This window comes from Pseudomonas coronafaciens pv. oryzae str. 1_6 (assembly GCF_000156995.2).
In the GTDB taxonomy this organism is placed as follows: Bacteria; Pseudomonadota; Gammaproteobacteria; order Pseudomonadales; family Pseudomonadaceae; genus Aquipseudomonas; species Aquipseudomonas tremae.
Window position 1 is genome coordinate 777,256 of the sequence record NZ_CP046035.1, and the last position, 15,284, is coordinate 792,539.

The 15,284-nt window shown below is 55.5% G+C and carries 16 protein-coding genes and 3 pseudogenes; 3 read left to right on the forward strand and 16 right to left on the reverse strand.

Features of this window, described 5'->3' with window-relative positions:
• The first annotated feature begins 58 nt into the window (after positions 1 to 58).
• Positions 59 to 1,432, forward strand: a complete 1,374-nt coding sequence (locus POR16_RS03525; protein ID WP_024691294.1) for a hypothetical protein — start codon at positions 59 to 61, stop codon at positions 1,430 to 1,432.
• A 182-nt stretch (positions 1,433 to 1,614) separates the two neighbouring features.
• Here POR16_RS03525 and POR16_RS03530 read toward each other — a convergent pair whose 3' ends face one another.
• The 3 genes from POR16_RS03530 to POR16_RS03540 are packed head-to-tail and all read right to left on the reverse strand — an operon-like array spanning position 1,615 to position 2,818.
• Positions 1,615 to 2,034, reverse strand: coding sequence for a hypothetical protein (locus POR16_RS03530; RefSeq protein WP_005888840.1), 420 nt, complete (start codon positions 2,032 to 2,034; stop codon positions 1,615 to 1,617).
• A 9-nt stretch (positions 2,035 to 2,043) separates the two neighbouring features.
• Positions 2,044 to 2,295, reverse strand: coding sequence for a hypothetical protein (locus tag POR16_RS03535; RefSeq protein ID WP_024691293.1), 252 nt, complete (start codon positions 2,293 to 2,295; stop codon positions 2,044 to 2,046).
• Positions 2,296 to 2,320: 25 nt separating this feature from the next.
• Entirely contained in the window at positions 2,321 to 2,818 is a 498-nt protein-coding gene (locus tag POR16_RS03540; protein WP_011105131.1) for a hypothetical protein, read from the reverse strand.
• An 826-nt stretch (positions 2,819 to 3,644) separates the two neighbouring features.
• On the opposite strand from POR16_RS03540, the pseudogene POR16_RS03545 reads away from it, so the two are divergent.
• A pseudogene (locus POR16_RS03545) lies at positions 3,645 to 3,848 on the forward strand (IS5/IS1182 family transposase); the annotation flags it as partial.
• A 152-nt stretch (positions 3,849 to 4,000) separates the two neighbouring features.
• Here the strand turns inward: POR16_RS03545 and POR16_RS03550 are convergent.
• The 13 genes and pseudogenes from POR16_RS03550 to POR16_RS26505 form a co-directional block, all read right to left on the reverse strand.
• The gene (locus tag POR16_RS03550) at positions 4,001 to 4,612 is read right to left on the reverse strand and encodes a LysE family translocator (protein ID WP_005888844.1); all 612 of its coding nucleotides are present in this window, start codon (positions 4,610 to 4,612) and stop codon (positions 4,001 to 4,003) included.
• 18 nt (positions 4,613 to 4,630) lie between these two features.
• Complete coding sequence (locus tag POR16_RS03555) at positions 4,631 to 5,269, reverse strand: alanyl-tRNA editing protein (protein WP_005888845.1); 639 nt, start codon at positions 5,267 to 5,269, stop codon at positions 4,631 to 4,633.
• A 5-nt stretch (positions 5,270 to 5,274) separates the two neighbouring features.
• Positions 5,275 to 6,036, reverse strand: coding sequence for a thioesterase II family protein (locus POR16_RS03560; RefSeq protein ID WP_007251966.1), 762 nt, complete (start codon positions 6,034 to 6,036; stop codon positions 5,275 to 5,277).
• 9 nt (positions 6,037 to 6,045) lie between these two features.
• Positions 6,046 to 6,468 (reverse strand): coronamic acid synthetase CmaC, encoded by a 423-nt coding sequence (cmaC, locus tag POR16_RS03565; RefSeq protein WP_005888847.1) that lies wholly within the window; start codon positions 6,466 to 6,468, stop codon positions 6,046 to 6,048.
• Between the two features lie 9 nt (positions 6,469 to 6,477).
• Positions 6,478 to 7,407, reverse strand: coding sequence for a chlorinating enzyme (locus POR16_RS03570; protein ID WP_005888848.1), 930 nt, complete (start codon positions 7,405 to 7,407; stop codon positions 6,478 to 6,480).
• Entirely contained in the window at positions 7,394 to 9,181 is a 1,788-nt protein-coding gene (gene cmaA / locus POR16_RS03575) for an L-allo-isoleucine:holo-[CmaA peptidyl-carrier protein] ligase (protein ID WP_005888849.1), read from the reverse strand. Before cmaA ends, POR16_RS03570 begins: the two co-directional genes overlap by 14 nt.
• Entirely contained in the window at positions 9,178 to 10,026 is an 849-nt protein-coding gene (locus POR16_RS03580) for an alpha/beta fold hydrolase (protein WP_005888850.1), read from the reverse strand. Before POR16_RS03580 ends, cmaA begins: the two co-directional genes overlap by 4 nt.
• Before the next feature lie 10 nt (positions 10,027 to 10,036).
• Positions 10,037 to 10,267 carry an acyl carrier protein gene (locus POR16_RS03585; RefSeq protein ID WP_005888851.1) on the reverse strand — a complete coding sequence of 77 codons (231 nt, stop codon included), beginning with the start codon at positions 10,265 to 10,267 and terminating at the stop codon, positions 10,037 to 10,039.
• Positions 10,268 to 10,500: 233 nt separating this feature from the next.
• Complete coding sequence (locus POR16_RS26130) at positions 10,501 to 10,677, reverse strand: hypothetical protein (RefSeq protein ID WP_007251965.1); 177 nt, start codon at positions 10,675 to 10,677, stop codon at positions 10,501 to 10,503.
• Positions 10,678 to 10,904: 227 nt separating this feature from the next.
• The gene (locus POR16_RS03595) at positions 10,905 to 12,380 is read right to left on the reverse strand and encodes a sensor histidine kinase (RefSeq protein ID WP_005888854.1); all 1,476 of its coding nucleotides are present in this window, start codon (positions 12,378 to 12,380) and stop codon (positions 10,905 to 10,907) included.
• A complete protein-coding gene (locus POR16_RS03600) occupies positions 12,377 to 12,976 on the reverse strand; it encodes a response regulator (RefSeq protein WP_054079727.1) in 600 nt (199 codons plus the stop codon). Before POR16_RS03600 ends, POR16_RS03595 begins: the two co-directional genes overlap by 4 nt.
• A 150-nt stretch (positions 12,977 to 13,126) precedes the next feature.
• Entirely contained in the window at positions 13,127 to 13,378 is a 252-nt protein-coding gene (locus POR16_RS03605; protein ID WP_005906196.1) for a type III effector, read from the reverse strand.
• Positions 13,379 to 13,706: 328 nt separating this feature from the next.
• Positions 13,707 to 13,926 (reverse strand): annotated as a pseudogene (locus POR16_RS26505) (type II toxin-antitoxin system RelE/ParE family toxin).
• A 61-nt stretch (positions 13,927 to 13,987) separates the two neighbouring features.
• Between POR16_RS26505 and POR16_RS03610 the strand changes: the two are divergent.
• Positions 13,988 to 14,837: pseudogene (locus POR16_RS03610) on the forward strand (IS5 family transposase).
• Positions 14,838 to 15,284 lie beyond the last annotated feature (447 nt).

Genomic DNA, 15,284 nt, shown 5'->3' on the forward strand with positions numbered 1-15,284 from the left:
TGGCGTTGCAATGGAGAGTTTTCGGACAGCTTCCGACGCGTCCCTTGCTTCGAGTTCTGTGCGGTCTGTCAGCACTACCTCGTGCCGCGATCTACAAGCTATTACCGATTATCTGAAACATCACGTGTTCGCTGCGCACAGGTTTTCGGTAATAGGCTCACCGGATGAGCGTGATGCCGCTCTTGCACACAACGAGCAGATCGATGCGTTGGTAGAGACACGCGCCAACCGCCTGTACTCCGAAGGGGAGACCCCCGCAACCATCGCCGAAACATTCGCCAAGGCGGAAAAGTTCGACCGTTTGGCGACGACCGCATCAAGTGCTTTTGAGAACACGCCATTTGCCGCTGCCTCGGTGCTTCAGTACATGCAGCCTGCGATCAACAAGGGCGATTGGCTAGCAACGCCGCTCAAGCCGCTGACCCCGCTCATTTCCGGAGCGCTGTCGGGAGCCATGGACCAGGTGGGCACCAAAATGATGGATCGTGCGAGGGGTGATCTGCATTACCTGAGCACTTCGCCGGACAAGTTGCATGATGCGATGGCCGTATCGGTGAAGCGCCACTCGCCTGCGCTTGGTCGACAGGTTGTGGACATGGGGATTGCAGTGCAGACGTTCTCGGCGCTAAATGTGGTGCGTACCGTATTGGCTCCAGCACTAGCGTCCAGACCGTCGGTGCAGGGTGCTGTTGATTTTGGCGTATCTACGGCGGGTGGCTTGGTTGCGAATGCAGGCTTTGGCGACCGCATGCTCAGTGTGCAATCGCGCGATCAACTGCGTGGGGGGGCATTCGTACTTGGCATGAAAGATAAAGAGCCCAAGGCCGCGTTGAGTGAAGAAACTGATTGGCTTGATGCTTACAAAGCGATCAAGTCGGCCAGCTACTCAGGTGCGGCGCTCAATGCGGGCAAGCGGATGGCCGGCCTGCCACTGGACGTCGCGACCGACGGGCTCAAGGCGGTGAGAAGTCTGGTGTCGGCCACCAGCCTGACAAAAAATGGCCTGGCCCTAGCCGGTGGTTACGCCGGGGTAAGTAAGTTGCAGAAAATGGCGACGAAAAATATCACTGATTCGGCGACCAAGGCTGCGGTTAGTCAGCTGAGCAACCTGGTGGGTTCGGTAGGCGTTTTCGCAGGCTGGACCACCGCTGGACTGGCGACTGACCCTGCGGTTAAGAAAGCCGAGTCGTTTATACAGGATAAGGTGAAATCGACCGCATCTAGTACCACAAGCTATGTTGCCGACCAGACCGTCAAACTGGCGAAAACAGTCAAGGACATGAGCGGGGAGGCGATCTCCAGCACCGGTGCCAGCTTACGCAGTACTGTCAATAACCTGCGTCATCGCTCCGCTCCGGAAGCTGATATCGAAGAAGGTGGGATTTCGGCGTTTTCTCGAAGTGAAACACCGTTTCAGCTCAGGCGTTTGTAAGCGGCCTGTGGGTTGCAACTGGGGTTTGCGGAGCAATGTAACTGAAAACCATCGTAAGGGGCATGATCAGAGTTCGCTTTTCCCGTCAGGTGGTGTGGATTAGCGAACTTTGATTTGCTGAGCGAGTTCATCGCACCGCTTTGCGGGGGGATTGCTTCCGTAGTGCTTGCTGAAGCGATTTCCTATAAGTCTGAGTTGGGCAGTCCGGCACCCCTGAGAACTGCTCGAAGCACTTCACGCTCTTCGCGATATGTCCATGCGCTTGGATGATGAACTGCAAGGTGCCGCGATTCCTCCTCCCAAGAGGTGTACCAGCTGTCTCTAGCAGCGATGTAGACCGGCGGACGTCCTTCAAATTGGTCGCTGGTAATGTCGATGACGACACCCTTTAACTCGACCCATGCATGGGAGCCACCGTCCTTTTCTCCACATACATACTCAACCTGCAGGCCTAGCTGCGCGTTCAGATAGTCACCGAGCAGTTCCGACACCACACCACAGCAGCCCCTGGGAAAACTCTTCAAATGACACGGGAGTTGATCCAAACTCTTCTGCTTTTCAAGCTCTTCACGGAAGGCATGCGCAACATGGATGTGGTCCATTGTGATTTCCTATTGCGTATCAGGGTCAACCGCGACCCACGCTTTTGCACCATTGTAGTCATCGCCGCCTTCGGCTCTGAAGATCAGCCCAGCCTTGTCCAAGGCATATGCACTTGGGCGCTCGCTGTCTGGGTCGCGCAGTTCATTCTTCCAGCCGTACACCTCGCCGTCCCACACCAGCACGACGCCTTCACGGTGTTCCTGGTTGCCTGCTCGCCACTTCGCGGCGGTCGAGCGTAACGCCTCGATCAGTTGTGCAATGGTCACGATTGCCTTCAAATTTTTATTACTGATCTGAGTCTGGCAGGCGCTCGTCGCACCACAAATCCAGACCACCGGCACGGTGCACAGTCGATCCCTGTTCGATCCGAAGCCAGTTTTCGCGTAACACGCGATAGAGCTCTGCGTCTCGGCGCAGCGCGTTCAGTTCGTTGTCTGCAGCCTCAATCAGATCAACTGTGATAGAGCTGGCTTTGCCTTTTACTTCTCCCCAATGGTTTGGTTCGTGATCCGCAGGCCGAAGATCCACAATGTCTCCGCCAAATCGCGGAGGTCCGTAGAAGATCACAAGGGCATCCCGCATCGCGATTGCAGGGTTGCCATAGCAGCAATCGGAATGCTGCTCGACCAAACCGTTGGCATGCACGAGACGCCATTCATAACTAGCGTTCTCAGGATCGCCAAAAACTTCAGCTGTCACGCCCGAACTCAGGTCAAGCTTGCAGGCTTCCTGGGTGCGAACATCTGTGGTGAACTTCAGATTCAATTCATTGCGAGCCTTCACATTTGCCTCCAATTTGCTGCTCGATCCTGGGAGCGGAAAGCCTCCCTATCTACATACTCGGCCCCAACTTTTAGGCCAGAGGTTGAGAGTGCATTTGAACGCTTTCCTAATTTTGATTAAACATGTCGAGCTGAGTGTTCCCCGGATCTGCTTTCGGCCTATTCAGCGGGTGGCCCAACTGATGGCGAATCTTGACCAACCAAACCTTGTAGGGATAGTTTCTCGCGCACCCCTTGGGTAAGCTTCAGCCAACTCCTTGCGCAGCGCTGTCATGTCATGACGGCCTAGGCAAACCGATAAGTAATCTGAGGTGCCCCTCAGGATTGTCTTCAGTCCTTGGAGAACAAGGGGCTGCCTCCACGAGACATGACTTGAGGTACAGTTCCGACGCGAGAGCGGAGGTCATCGCTGCTGGCTACTATAGAGCTACATCACCATCAGAGGCGCTCTGTTCAAGCAGCCGCGAAGCCCTCAAAAGTACGTGCTTCCTCAATTACCCAAGAGCTCGGCAGAGACTCGTAATCCATTTTTCCATACCTTCTATATAAAAAATCAGCGTCTTGGCCAAGGTTTATCAGGCTCTAAATGTCGTTTACCGTGATCGGTGTCTGGCCTAGGGTGATCTTGAGGCCTTGGCCTGGGTGGGTCCTGAGGAGTTTGTCTTGGGGGTTGTCTGTCTTTACTCATTGAAGGCCGCTCCAGGGATATAAAACTGATGATTTGGCAGCTCGGATAATACTTGCTGTTCGCAGATTTTTTTATGCCGGCCACCTCTATTCTTTCAGGGGACTTATCTACAAAATTTCGCAGCCTTTCTTTGATGTGTTGCCGCAAGATCGAGTTCACGAAAACCCAGGTGCGAGCGAAGGTTGAATATCCATTTCGTGCGATCAAGCGCCAGTTTGGTTATACGAAAGTGCGGTTTCGCGGGCTCGTTAAAAATACCACGCAACAGGCCAAACTGTTTGCCTTGTCGAACCTTTGGATGGTACGAAAACGGCTGTTGGCGATAGGAGAGGTGCGCCTGTAATACGGAAAAACACCTTGGAAAGGTGCTGTTTGAAGAAAAGTCGATGAGTTAAAAGCTAAAAAAGTCTGATTATCTGATCGGGCGTGCGTTTTATGAATCTCAGGCCACGAGGGCATCAATGATCGATGCCTACTTCAGAGCTTCCCTAACACCTAAAATGCCAATTTGGTCTTGATCAGTGAGTCAGTCAATTGGGAAAGGATCGCCACCGCGAAGCAGCAAATGATCACCGAGGCTGTGCGATTAATATTCAGCGTTGTCAGCCAAGCATGCCCGCTGCGTTTGATGTATGCGCCAAGCAGCACCCAGGCGCAGCCAATCGGGATTACCACCATACTGAGTTGCGCGACAAAATACAGGTACAACTTGATATCGGTAAAGGTCTGCTCGGGAGCGATGAACGAAACCACCAGTAGACCCTTGGGGTTGATCAGGGTCAGCCGAAAAAAGTACATTCTGGAGATATGCACGTTGGGTGAGGAATGGTAAGGGTTATCGGGGTTGCGCCATAGCCGGTGTGAGGTTTTGAACAGATAAGCCATCGACGCCAGTTGTACCACCTGCAGGCACCAGGGAGCGCTGTCACCGATATGGCTGAGCAGATACCCCCAAAAGGAAATCTGCAGCAGGTAGGCCGAGTACTCCAGCAGGCTCAAAGACCAGGCGTGTCGGAATCCGCTCAGTGCTCCAGACCGCAGCAGCAATGTATTCGTGGGCCCTGGCATCAAGAGCAGCAACCCAAGTACAGACATGATGTTGAACATGATAGCTCTCCTGGGCGGTCAATCCACTAGGTAGATTTCGACACGCTCTTTGTGCGCGCCGATGTTATTGCGCTTGAGCCGAATACGCCCGACCTCGCCCGTGGTACGCAGATGTGTACCGCCACAGGGCACCTCTGAAAACCCCTTGATGTACCAGCAACGGCGCAAGCACTTGGTGTCCGTAAAGCGGCTTTCAATCGGTAGGCCGGCGGCTACGAGGTGCTCTACGCCCTGCAGGATTTCCGGAAAGTACTGGCTGACATTACCCTCCAGCGAGAAGTCGATCCGCGCTTTGTGTTGGCCGATATGGGCACCGATCTTTTCCAGGTCTGGGAATTTTTTATAGAAAAACTCCAGCACAATTTCAGCGGCGAAGTGCAAACGCATAAGCGCATACCGACGAGGCCAATCGATCTCCACGCTAACCAGATCGCTCACGGCAAAGTCTGGATCTTCGGCAAGGCGATAGATGATGCGCTCGTCAACAACCGTGGCCTGGGTGACTTCGATACGGTTGATGCAACCCTTATCCGATTCCTGGCCGCCGGATTCGGCGAAGAAAATCGTCGGGCTGATCACCACGTCGCGCCCGTCAATACTTAGCACGCGGGCGTCTAGGGACGAGAGATAAGGGGTGTTCCAAAATGCACGTTCCATAACGCTCAACTGCCTTGTTCATCTAGAGCGGTTAACAGAGGCAAATACAAAAGCTGAAAATTGATGTTGAAGAAAAAATGTCCGCCGGGTACGTACTCGCTATGGAAGCTTGTGCTGGTGTAGCGCTGCCATTCGTCTAGGCGATGGAGCTCAAGCAACGGGTCGTCCTGGCCGTTGAGAACGTAAAGGGGCACTGGCAGCGGTCGGATAAAGCGATAAGTGAGTTGTGCATTGAGCGCTAGATCGGCTTTGAGCTTGCCCAGCGCATGTCTGGCAAAACTGCACGAGGCATCCGTCGGCAGTGGTAAGAGGCTCTCTGAGCATACGTGCTGCCACAGTTGGTTGTCGTCCATCGCACCCAGTAGCGGTGAGTAGCCGGTGTGGGGCGGCATGCGCCCGGACAGGACCAAATGCGTCGGCAGCGGCCGGTCGCGTTCGGCTAGCGCGTGGGCTACATCAAGCGCCAACCCGGCACCGAAGCTGTGACCGTAAAACGCGTACGGTATGCCTACGCTTTGCAGTGCATCGACGATCGCCTCGATAACATTCGCGACCCGCGTGACCGGCGCTTCCATACTTCGGTCCTCGCGTCCAGGTAGTTTCACTGCCCATGTCGCAACGCCGACATCGGCTAGTCGGCTCAAATCATTGAACGCTGAGGCGCCACCCCCTCCGTAGGGGAAACACAGCAGCAGGCGACATGCGTTCATAGGGGCGCCTGGCAGTGGTGCAAGCCAGGGTCGTTGCACCACAAAAGGATCGGCCATGGCTGCTCCTTAACCGGTGATCTCGAACAGGCCCACCGCGGGGTGGAACATGTGCGAGGTTGTCAGCGAGCGATGTTCCTCGGTGGCCGGGTACGGAATGGTCATGGGGTTGGTTACCGAGACGCCTCCCATACTGGCCAGAGAAATCTGAGTAGTCTGGATATCGCGGACCCTAAAGGCCGCGTGGTAGATACACGCCTCCACATTCACCAGCAGCCGGCTGACCACGCTGTCAGGTCGAAAGGGTTCGACCACTTCCACGATTTCGCCTGCTGGCGAGCGGAGCTTGGTTATCAACACGCCAAACTTTTCGATTGGCTGTTTATGGAACAGCACCTCGAACCCCAGGGCCGTGAAGAACTCCGAGGTTTTCTCCGTAGACCGCGTGGCATACGCGATGTGATCGATTGCCAGGTAGGAGGGCTGTTCCATGATCAATCCTCAATAAATGACTAGGGGCTTCAGGTCCATGCCGCTTAGGCTCTTGCGGGCCACTCTGTTCTTGGGGTCGGTGGTGGTACCGGACACCTGCACCACGCCGAACCGATCAAGTCGATACTCGCCCCCGAATTCCTTAACGTAATCTGTATCTGGATAAACCTTGACCCGTCCGGGTACGTAGCGGGCCACATAGCCCAGGCGGGTCTTGTCGGGTGTCGAATTGGGTAGCGAGGAGTGCATAAGCATCGAGCGGAAGATTACAAATTGGCCCGCTTTCATCACGATCGGTACTGCCGATGCTTCATCCGGCTTCCATGACTTGTCCTTTTGCAGAGTGGTGTAGTCGTAGCCGTTGAATCCACGTGGGTACTGCCCCTTGACCACATTATTGTTGGTGACCGGGTCGAAGGTCATGCCTCTGGTTTCGTCGTAGTTCATTTGCTTGTGGCTGCCGGGGATGAACTGCATGCAGCCGTTTTCTTGGGTGGCATCAGTGAAACCCGTCCACACATTAATAGCGCCGCCGAACGGCTCGCCCTCGGGCCACACCAGTTGCGGCTCGCCGGAGGCGTGAGCGAAAGTGTCTGCCTGGTGCCAGTCAGTGCCTTCGTTGCCAGGGTATTTGGGGATGAACTCGCTGCGCCAGCAGATTACATCCGGGCCGAGGATGCTTCGCACTCGATGCACGATTTCCTTGCGAAACACATGACTGGTCAGCAAGTCCACATCCAGGTGCCGGTCGTAGTTGGTGATCGCGACATCCAGTGGCGCGTCGTAGGGAGCATGGGTGCGGTTGAACAGTTGTGCTCGGATGGTCTTATGCATCTGTTTCATCTCTTCAGGCTCATAGAGCGTGAAGGGACCGATGAACCCATCTCGATCAAACTGCTGAAGTTCCTGTTTCGTCAACGAAAAGTCAGTCATTTCCATGTTGGCTCCTGAGAGAAGTTACTGGGTCTTCATGTGTTGCGTAGTACTGCACCCACTCTTGAAAGGTGTTCAGCCTGGCGACTTCGTCGAAAGGGGTCGTTCTGCCAAGTATTTCGTTGATGCGGCTATGGGCCATGACCACGCTCAGAGATGAGGCGCCATAGCCGTAAATTGAGTGTTCCAACTGCAGGTTGCGGGTGCCGAGGATGCCGGACCAGATATCTAGCACTGCCGAACCGGCCTGAGGGGGCGCCGCCGCTGCTTTCTCCGGTGGCTGTAAGGAACGCTTGTCGACCTTGCCATTGGCCGTCAGCGGAAGTTCCGCTAGGTAGTGGATCCGCCTCGGTACCATGTAATGAGGAAGCCGGTCGCCCAATAGGCTCATGAGCTTGCTTTCTTCGATAGTTGGCGAGCCATGCCGGAGCACGATGAAAGCGTGTAGGCTTTTTTCCAAATCGTTCATGACGTGCGCCTGCACCACAGCCTGGGCGACGCCAGGCAGTTGGGTCAGCGCATGTTCGACCTCGGCGATCTCCACCCGGAAGCCTTTGATTTTTACCTGTTCGTCGATGCGGCCTTGGTAGAAAAGCATGCCGTGCTCATCTTCGATGACATAGTCACCGGTCCGGTAATAGGTGCCTTCCGGCAGTTGTAGAAAGCGGGTTTGGGTCAAAGCGTCGTCGAGGTAACCTAGGGCTAGATTCGCACCCGTGAGCAGCAACTCGCCGGGCGTGCCGACCTCCACCTCTTGCAGTTTGGCATCGACGATTTTGCCGTACACCTGGTGTAGGAACTGCCCGATGGGCATTACGTCTCGCTCGGCGTCCTCAGGTTTGTTCAGACTGTACCAAGTGGAGAACACAGTATTCTCGGTCGGGCCGTAGCCATTCACCAAGGTAATGCGAGGATTGGCCAACAGCAGCGCGCGGGCATGCACCGGTTTAAGTACTTCACCGCCGACATAGAGCACGCGCACAGCGTCTAGCATTGAAAGGCGGTGTTGCGCCACCAGGTGGAACAGTGAGGTGGTCAGTAACAGCACATCGCAGCTGGCCGCGCGTACGCAGTGATCCAGTGCATCTATATTGAACGCGCCAGGTTGCAGGGTGACGCAGGCGCCGGTCAGCAGCGGTACCCAAACTTCAAACAAGGCAGCATCGAAGCCGATGGACGAGTGATGTACGTAGCTGCGGGGCTTGCCTTGGACCTGTTGCTGTACGTTGTCTACTAGATTCAGCAACCCGTCATGGCTGATGCGTACACCTTTGGGGAGGCCGGTAGTGCCAGAGGTAAACATCACGGTTATCACCGAGGCATCATCCAGACGCCTTCGGATAGGCGGACGTAGGGCAGGGCCGTCGTAGCACAGAGTGCCGCAGTCGTCCAGGCGAAAGCATGTCAGCGTTGGGTCAGGGCGCAAGTCCGTTGGCTGACCGAGCAATAGCAAATGATTGCAGCCCAATTGTTCCAGCACGGCGATCAGGCGTTTGCTTGGCGTGCCTGGCTCGATGGAGACGTAGGTAATTCCCAGTTTGCAGCAGGCCAGCATCGTTATCAGATACTCAAGGCAACGGTTGGCCATCAGCGGCATGTAAGGATGGTCTGCCAGGCCTTGACGTATCAGTGCTTCGCTACGTTCCAACACCTGCGTCTGGAGCTGTTGATAAGTGACTAGTTTTCCTTCGTCCACCACCGCAATTGCGTTTGGCGCTTGCGTGCAGACCGACTCAAATCGGCGGTAGGCTTTGGGGGGATGTGAATGGTAGGAGGTCATTGAATGGCCCTCTGCTTGTGACGGGTCAGAAAATGGGTCATCGTCAGGTACAAACGTTCGTGGCCATCGACAAAATCGTGATGCTGGCCATCAGGATCTTCCACCAGTTCACTGTGAGGCAGCAGCTGGGCAATGTACCGGGAAGATGCGGTGTCGGTATAACGGTCCTGGCTGCCGCACCACACCAGCGTGGGGGTCTTTACGGTCTGCGCAATTCTGACCGATTCCAAGCTCGCCAAGCTGTTGAGGAACGTAAGGTACTGGCGGAACGCAGACAGTTCTCGCAGAGGGCGAACCTGCTGGTAGCGGTAGTCACTCGGGGTATAGGCGCTTTTGGTGTGCAACAGACTCACGGCTTCGTAGACTTGGGCGCAATTGCCTTGGGGAATGGACTGCATCATGCGCTCCACGTCGCGCTCGTATTGGCTCTTGATCACCCCGTCGTCTTTGAGAAAGTACGCGCCATTAAGCAGTAGCAAGGTGCGACAAGCACCTTGGTTGGCTGCCAAGAGTGCCAAAGGCGCTGAGGAGCAATAGCCCACCAGTGCATCTACACGCACGGGTTCTGGCAGCGCTGCATTGAACTGGCGGATGAAGTCCGCAACGCCTTCTTCGGGATTGACCCCGGCTTCGTTGGCGTACGCCAGCCAGGTGTCGCTTTCCAGGATGATCAAATTGAAATGGCTGATCAAAAATAGTGCAGCGTTCTTCATGTAGCAGCACTGGGTGCCCACGGGCGACAACAATAGGAGGGTTTCCCGGGCAGTGTCGAACGGCAAGCTCTGGACACAGATCACCTTGCCCGCTCGCTCTAGGTCCAGGTTTAGTGTGAACAGGCTGTGCATGGCAACCCTCTCAGGCTTTATCCGCCGCAGCGGCGACTTGCAACTGCGCAAGCACCGTTTGCTTGCAGGGCGTCAAGAAGAACTGCTCCATATTGATATTGGCGCCAAACGCCTCGTTGACCTGACCAATCAATTGGATAGCGGTAAGAGAATTGGCACCCAGGTCGAAGATATCTTCGTCATTTTCCACCGGACGCTGAAAAATTGCCTCGAAGATCTGATCGAGTTTTGCTGAGCTCATGGTTTACATGCCTCGTCGTCAATAAGGGAGCCGGTTCCCCGGCACATTGGTAAGCTTCACGCCGAAAGCCATCTGCTCGCTCAGGGAGATGGCCCACGCTGAACCACGGACCGACTTTAAAGGCGTACCGCGCGAGCGCCCATCGTCCATTTTGACCAAAAGCGCCCCGGGGATACGCTTTACTGGAGGTATACGTAGTCCATGCCGAGCTCTTCGATCTTGCTCATCGATTATCACGCCTTGTTCCGTTCCAGCGTGGCCCTAATGTTGGAAATGAGGCTGCCACGGACGACGGTCAGCGAAGCCAGCAGGATCGAGGAGGCGCTTGCCCAAGCGTGCCGGCCCCCGATCTCATCTTGCTCGATTTGCAAATGAAAGGTACTCACGGTCTGGAAGGCATAGCCTTGCAAGATCGCTAGTCCTCGGCGAGAGTGGTGATCGTGTCCGCCTTCGAACGGGATCAGTGTGCGAGGCGATCCAGCGCGGTACGGTGGAGTTTCACTCTAAGACAGAATGTCCAGAGCACCTGCTACAGCGGATCTAGGCGCTGCTCTCCTGTGGCTCCTCGCCCCTCATCACCACTCCGTTGTCGCTCACTCTACGATGCCGCTCCGCGCCAGGCTTTGGTTGAGGTGCGCTAAAACGGCGCCGGCACACAAGACTCTCGCTCAGTCTTGGATGTATTGGGCACAATGACCGTCTCACCATCAGCTCTCACCGGCCTGACCAGGGGGAGATGCACCCGAAAAGTGCTGCCGTGCCCCTCTCGGGAAGCCAGGGTCAACGGATGGCCTAATAGGCGAGCCAGCCTGGCAACGATGGCAAGCCCCAGGCCTAGCCCTTCGTGGTTGTTCCGGGTCGGATGATCGAGTTGGTGAAAGTCGCGAAAGATTTCCTGCTGGTGCTGGAGAGCGATACCGACGCCGGTGTCGACGACCTCGATCTGAAGGTAGCCATGGCGCCGCTGGCAAGCGATCAGGACGCCGCCTCTCAGGGTGTAGCGGATCGCATTGCCGATGAGATTTCGCAGTATCAGCTCCAGCAAGGTTGGATCGGATAGAGACAATAGCTCCGTATCCAGCGTGCGGTAGCTGAGGCCCTTGCCGTTGGCGAGGGGCGCAAGCTCCATTTCCAGTTTATCCAGCAGTGGCTGCAGGGCAAAGACTTGCAATGTCGGCTGCAAGGCTCCTAGTTCGATGCGTGATAGGTCCAGTAAGGTATTCAGCATGTCGGTAGTAGTCTTGACGGCCGTTCGGGCCCTGACCAGCAATTGCCGCTGTTGGGGATCTAGCGGACTGCCGGCCAGGGCTGCCAGAAAAAAGCCCTGAGCCTGCAGGGGCTGGCGCAGATCATGGCTGGCTCCAGCCAGCAACTGACAGCGCGCCGTATTCGACTGCCGCGCCCGTTGCAAAGCGATGCGGAGCTGCTGCAGGTCACGGCGTGCCCGCTTGGCGGTTTCATCCAGAAGCAATTGCCTTTTCAATTGCTTCACCAGGTGCTGACAACCCGAGCGCGCCAATCGGCAGAGACCCAAGCCGTAAAGCAGCACGGTGATCCCCAGAATCCTGTGCAGGTCATCACCAATGCGCAGAAACCACATAGCGATCAGTGCCACCGGCAGCAGGATGCGTCCCAGATAAAGACTGGGCACGGCACAGTTCAGCGACACCATGGCATGGCCGAGCGTGGCGAACAGCACCAACAGCAAGCCGATGAAGGGCGTAGGAAAGGCCTGTTGGAGGGCAATTTCGCACAGTATTACCCAGACGACGCTTTCCAAGATACCGGCCAGCATTAGGACCCGAGCCACTGGCTTAACCCGGCCAGCGTCCAGGCGGAGTAGCAATACCTGACGCGCATAGATGACTTGGCCCACCCTAAGACTCACGACGGCGACATACCAAAGCAACAATTGCGTTTGGATGGCGTCAGGGTCCCAGTCGCCGCTCAGTTGCGCTAGGGCTGACCAAGACACGCGGGCCTGAAAGCCGTCGATCAGGCTGAAGGTCAGGATCAGGCTGGTAGCGAGCAGGGTAGTCTTGACCAGCGACTGGGTGAGTTCGACCAGAATGAGTCGCAGGGCCTCCTGGTATGAGCGAGCGTCGTGCCTCACAGGACGAGTCCTAGGCGGCGCGCGGTATCGGCTGCCTCCGTACGGCAGGACGCCTGGAGGATGGTCAGTATCGCCTGGACATGGCTGCGGACCGTGTGCTCCGAGCGCCAGAGCTGCGAGGCGATCTCCTTGTTCGTCAATCCCTGGCACAGCAACCCGAGCACTTGGCGCTGGCGTGAAGTGAGCGTCAACGGGGTGGAGGCGATAGTCCTCGGTTCGGGAAGCTCTCCAGAGAGCAGCGCCTGGATCCGCTGCAGTAGATGCTCTGGACACTCTGTCTTAGAGTGAAACTCCACCGCACCGCGCTGGATCGCCTCGCACACGATCGCATCCCGATCGAAGGCGGACACGATCACCACCCTCGCCAAGGGCCAGCGCTCTTGCAACAAGGCGATGCCTTCCAGGCCGTTGGCACTTTCCAGCTGCAAATCGAGGAGGATGAGATCGGGTGCCGGCAACGCCTGGGCAAGCGCCTGCTCGATCCTACTTGCTTCGCTGACTGTCGTACCAACCGGCAGCCTTATTTCCAACATCAGGGCCACGCTTGAACGGAACAAGACGTGATCATCAATGAGCAAGATCGAAGAGCTCGGCATAGACTACTTATATCTCCTGTAAAGAGTATCCCTAGGTGTAATGACCTGTAATCGAAATGGCCTAGACCTGCAGTTATCGCGTTTTTCGAACCGCATTAATTGAGTCTATCCGGCCCCGCGAACCAGCACTGACTGCAAAAGACCCTGCATTCATGCACTGCCACCAGCAATCGAGCGCGTCCGACCGAGATTAAATGCGACTGAAAAATTGATGATTTTGGAGTCCATCAGACGGTGGTTTTTATCGAGTCGACCAGGCTGCACGAGGGTTTGGGTGATAGATGTTGTGGTGGCAACTAGAGGGGAATTGTCGGGCGCTGAGGCGAAGCGGTTTTGCGCTTCCTTCGTAGGGGCCGTGTAATTGAAGCTGGAATTTACTGAGCTGGTTGAAATGCGATTCATTGAAAAACCTCTTTGTCAAAAAAATCACGGTGCAGGAGCAGGCCTGCAGTCCTCATTTTTACGCTTGTGGAGAGGACGGAGGTTTTAGTGGAGCCGCACCAGCTTGCAGTTCCTAGCCTACTGGGAAATATTTGCTCTCTGGCAAGCTGTTGAAATTCGCCAGCATGTAACGTGGTTCGGTTAGCAATGGAACAGAAAATGCATTTAAGGAGTCCGCAGAGTCCGGGAAAAATCAACCGATTGGTTATTACGAGTCTTTGTAGGGCTTCAGTTACCTGTCATCGCGTGTGTGCCACAGGCACAGCAGGTACTTAGTCGAATCTACTATCTAGTAGCGCATCTCGTGACAGCTGATATGGATTCGGCTTAAATCCCCTCGGTTCAAATTTTTCAAGTCGCTCACCAATGCGTGTATTGGCCAACAGCGCAGTCATGGCAATAGATTAGTTGCTGCACGATGTTTGGGCAGCAGGCTGATTCGCCGCTGCCAAAAACTCGTACAATCGGATAATGTCGGAAAGCACCTTGCTTGTACACTTCAACTCCATTAGGTTTTGTACGAAAAGTCGGTAGGGGTAGAGTTGCCGCCATGATTGGCTGGAGGCCCGCATGGCAACGCTTTACGAACTCTCCGACGCATCGTGGGAATTGATCAAGGATCTGGTTTCTCCCGAGCAGAAAATGGGTCGCCCACGTAGCGATGATCGTCTGGTACTCCACGGAATCCTTTGGATTTTGTGCTCAGGTGCTGCCTGGCGTGATCTGCCGGAACGCTTTGGGCCTTGGTCGGCGGTGTATCAGCGTTTTCGTGACTGGCGCGATAACTGCACGTTCGACCGGAAGCTGGAACGCTTGCACATTCGACTCAACCATGAAGGACTGATTGATCTGGACACCTGGATGATCGACTCCACGGCGGTACGTGCAACCCGAGCCTCTTCAGACGCCGGGAAAAGGGGGCCTGAAGAACCGCTAGACCATGCTCTGGGGCGAAGTCGAGGCGGCCTGACAACCAGGATTCATATGGTTTGCGACGCTAATGGCTTGCCATTGCGCTTCATGCTCTCACCGGGACAGGCTAGCGATATCGCCCACGCCCGGCCGTTACTGGATCAGGTGCGCATTCTCGGTAAGCCGGGGCGACCGCGAAAGCGCAGTAGATGGTTACTGGCTGACAACGGCTATGACGCAGAACACCTGCGTTACTACTGCGACCGTTATCGAATGCAGCCTGTGATCCCGCTACGCGCCATGCCACGCAAACCCGGCCTGGCTTGCCCAGACTCTTTGATCGTCCAAAGTATCGGGAGCGCAACATCATTGAGCGGATGTTTGGCTGGCTAAAAGAGAACCGCCGAATCGGCACTCGCTACAACAAGCTGGCCAAAACCTACGCAGCCATGGTCACGCTGGTCTGCAGCCTACGTTGTAGCGGCGATACTTTTCGTACAAAACCTAGGCGGGCTGATTTGCCTGATGGGATTTTTTTCAACCACCGTGCGCCGTCTTGAAGACGGCATACACCAATGATGTTCACTTAAAAATAAAGTTCATGGCATGGAACCGATAACAAATTTTTGGCCACATACATGTTTTAAGGACATTCTGATGAAGCTGTTCTAGGTTTGGCAGAGTGTTTGATCTCCACAGCTTAGGCACACCAAGGACGCAGATGATATTCCCCGACGCCGATTATGCTGGCAAACGTAAGCAAGTCCCTAAAGAGCGTTCTGGTCAAGCCTCAATGTCCGAAATGCGAATGGGGACGTATGGCAGTTCTGTCGACGGCCGTGTTGCGCACGAAGCATGAGTAAGCAGGCGGGATAAGCGGTAATGCGGGTTACACCGCCGTGGACAAGTGTCAGGAACATCAGGATTGTCAAATTAGCTGGCCGATGCGGTACGT

Coding starts and splice junctions, on each gene's coding strand:
- POR16_RS03560 (WP_007251966.1), bottom strand. CDS start 6,036: ATGGCCGATCCTTTTGTGGTGCAACGACCCTGGCTTGCACCACTGCCA.
- cmaA (WP_005888849.1), bottom strand. CDS start 9,181: ATGACCTCCTACCATTCACATCCCCCCAAAGCCTACCGCCGATTTGAG.
- POR16_RS03555 (WP_005888845.1), bottom strand. CDS start 5,269: ATGGAACGTGCATTTTGGAACACCCCTTATCTCTCGTCCCTAGACGCC.
- POR16_RS03530 (WP_005888840.1), bottom strand. CDS start 2,034: ATGGACCACATCCATGTTGCGCATGCCTTCCGTGAAGAGCTTGAAAAG.
- POR16_RS03605 (WP_005906196.1), bottom strand. CDS start 13,378: ATGAATCGCATTTCAACCAGCTCAGTAAATTCCAGCTTCAATTACACG.
- cmaC (WP_005888847.1), bottom strand. CDS start 6,468: ATGGAACAGCCCTCCTACCTGGCAATCGATCACATCGCGTATGCCACG.
- POR16_RS03570 (WP_005888848.1), bottom strand. CDS start 7,407: ATGGAAATGACTGACTTTTCGTTGACGAAACAGGAACTTCAGCAGTTT.
- POR16_RS03550 (WP_005888844.1), bottom strand. CDS start 4,612: ATGTTCAACATCATGTCTGTACTTGGGTTGCTGCTCTTGATGCCAGGG.
- POR16_RS03600 (WP_054079727.1), bottom strand. CDS start 12,976: ATGCCGAGCTCTTCGATCTTGCTCATTGATGATCACGTCTTGTTCCGT.
- POR16_RS03585 (WP_005888851.1), bottom strand. CDS start 10,267: ATGAGCTCAGCAAAACTCGATCAGATCTTCGAGGCAATTTTTCAGCGT.
- POR16_RS03580 (WP_005888850.1), bottom strand. CDS start 10,026: ATGCACAGCCTGTTCACACTAAACCTGGACCTAGAGCGAGCGGGCAAG.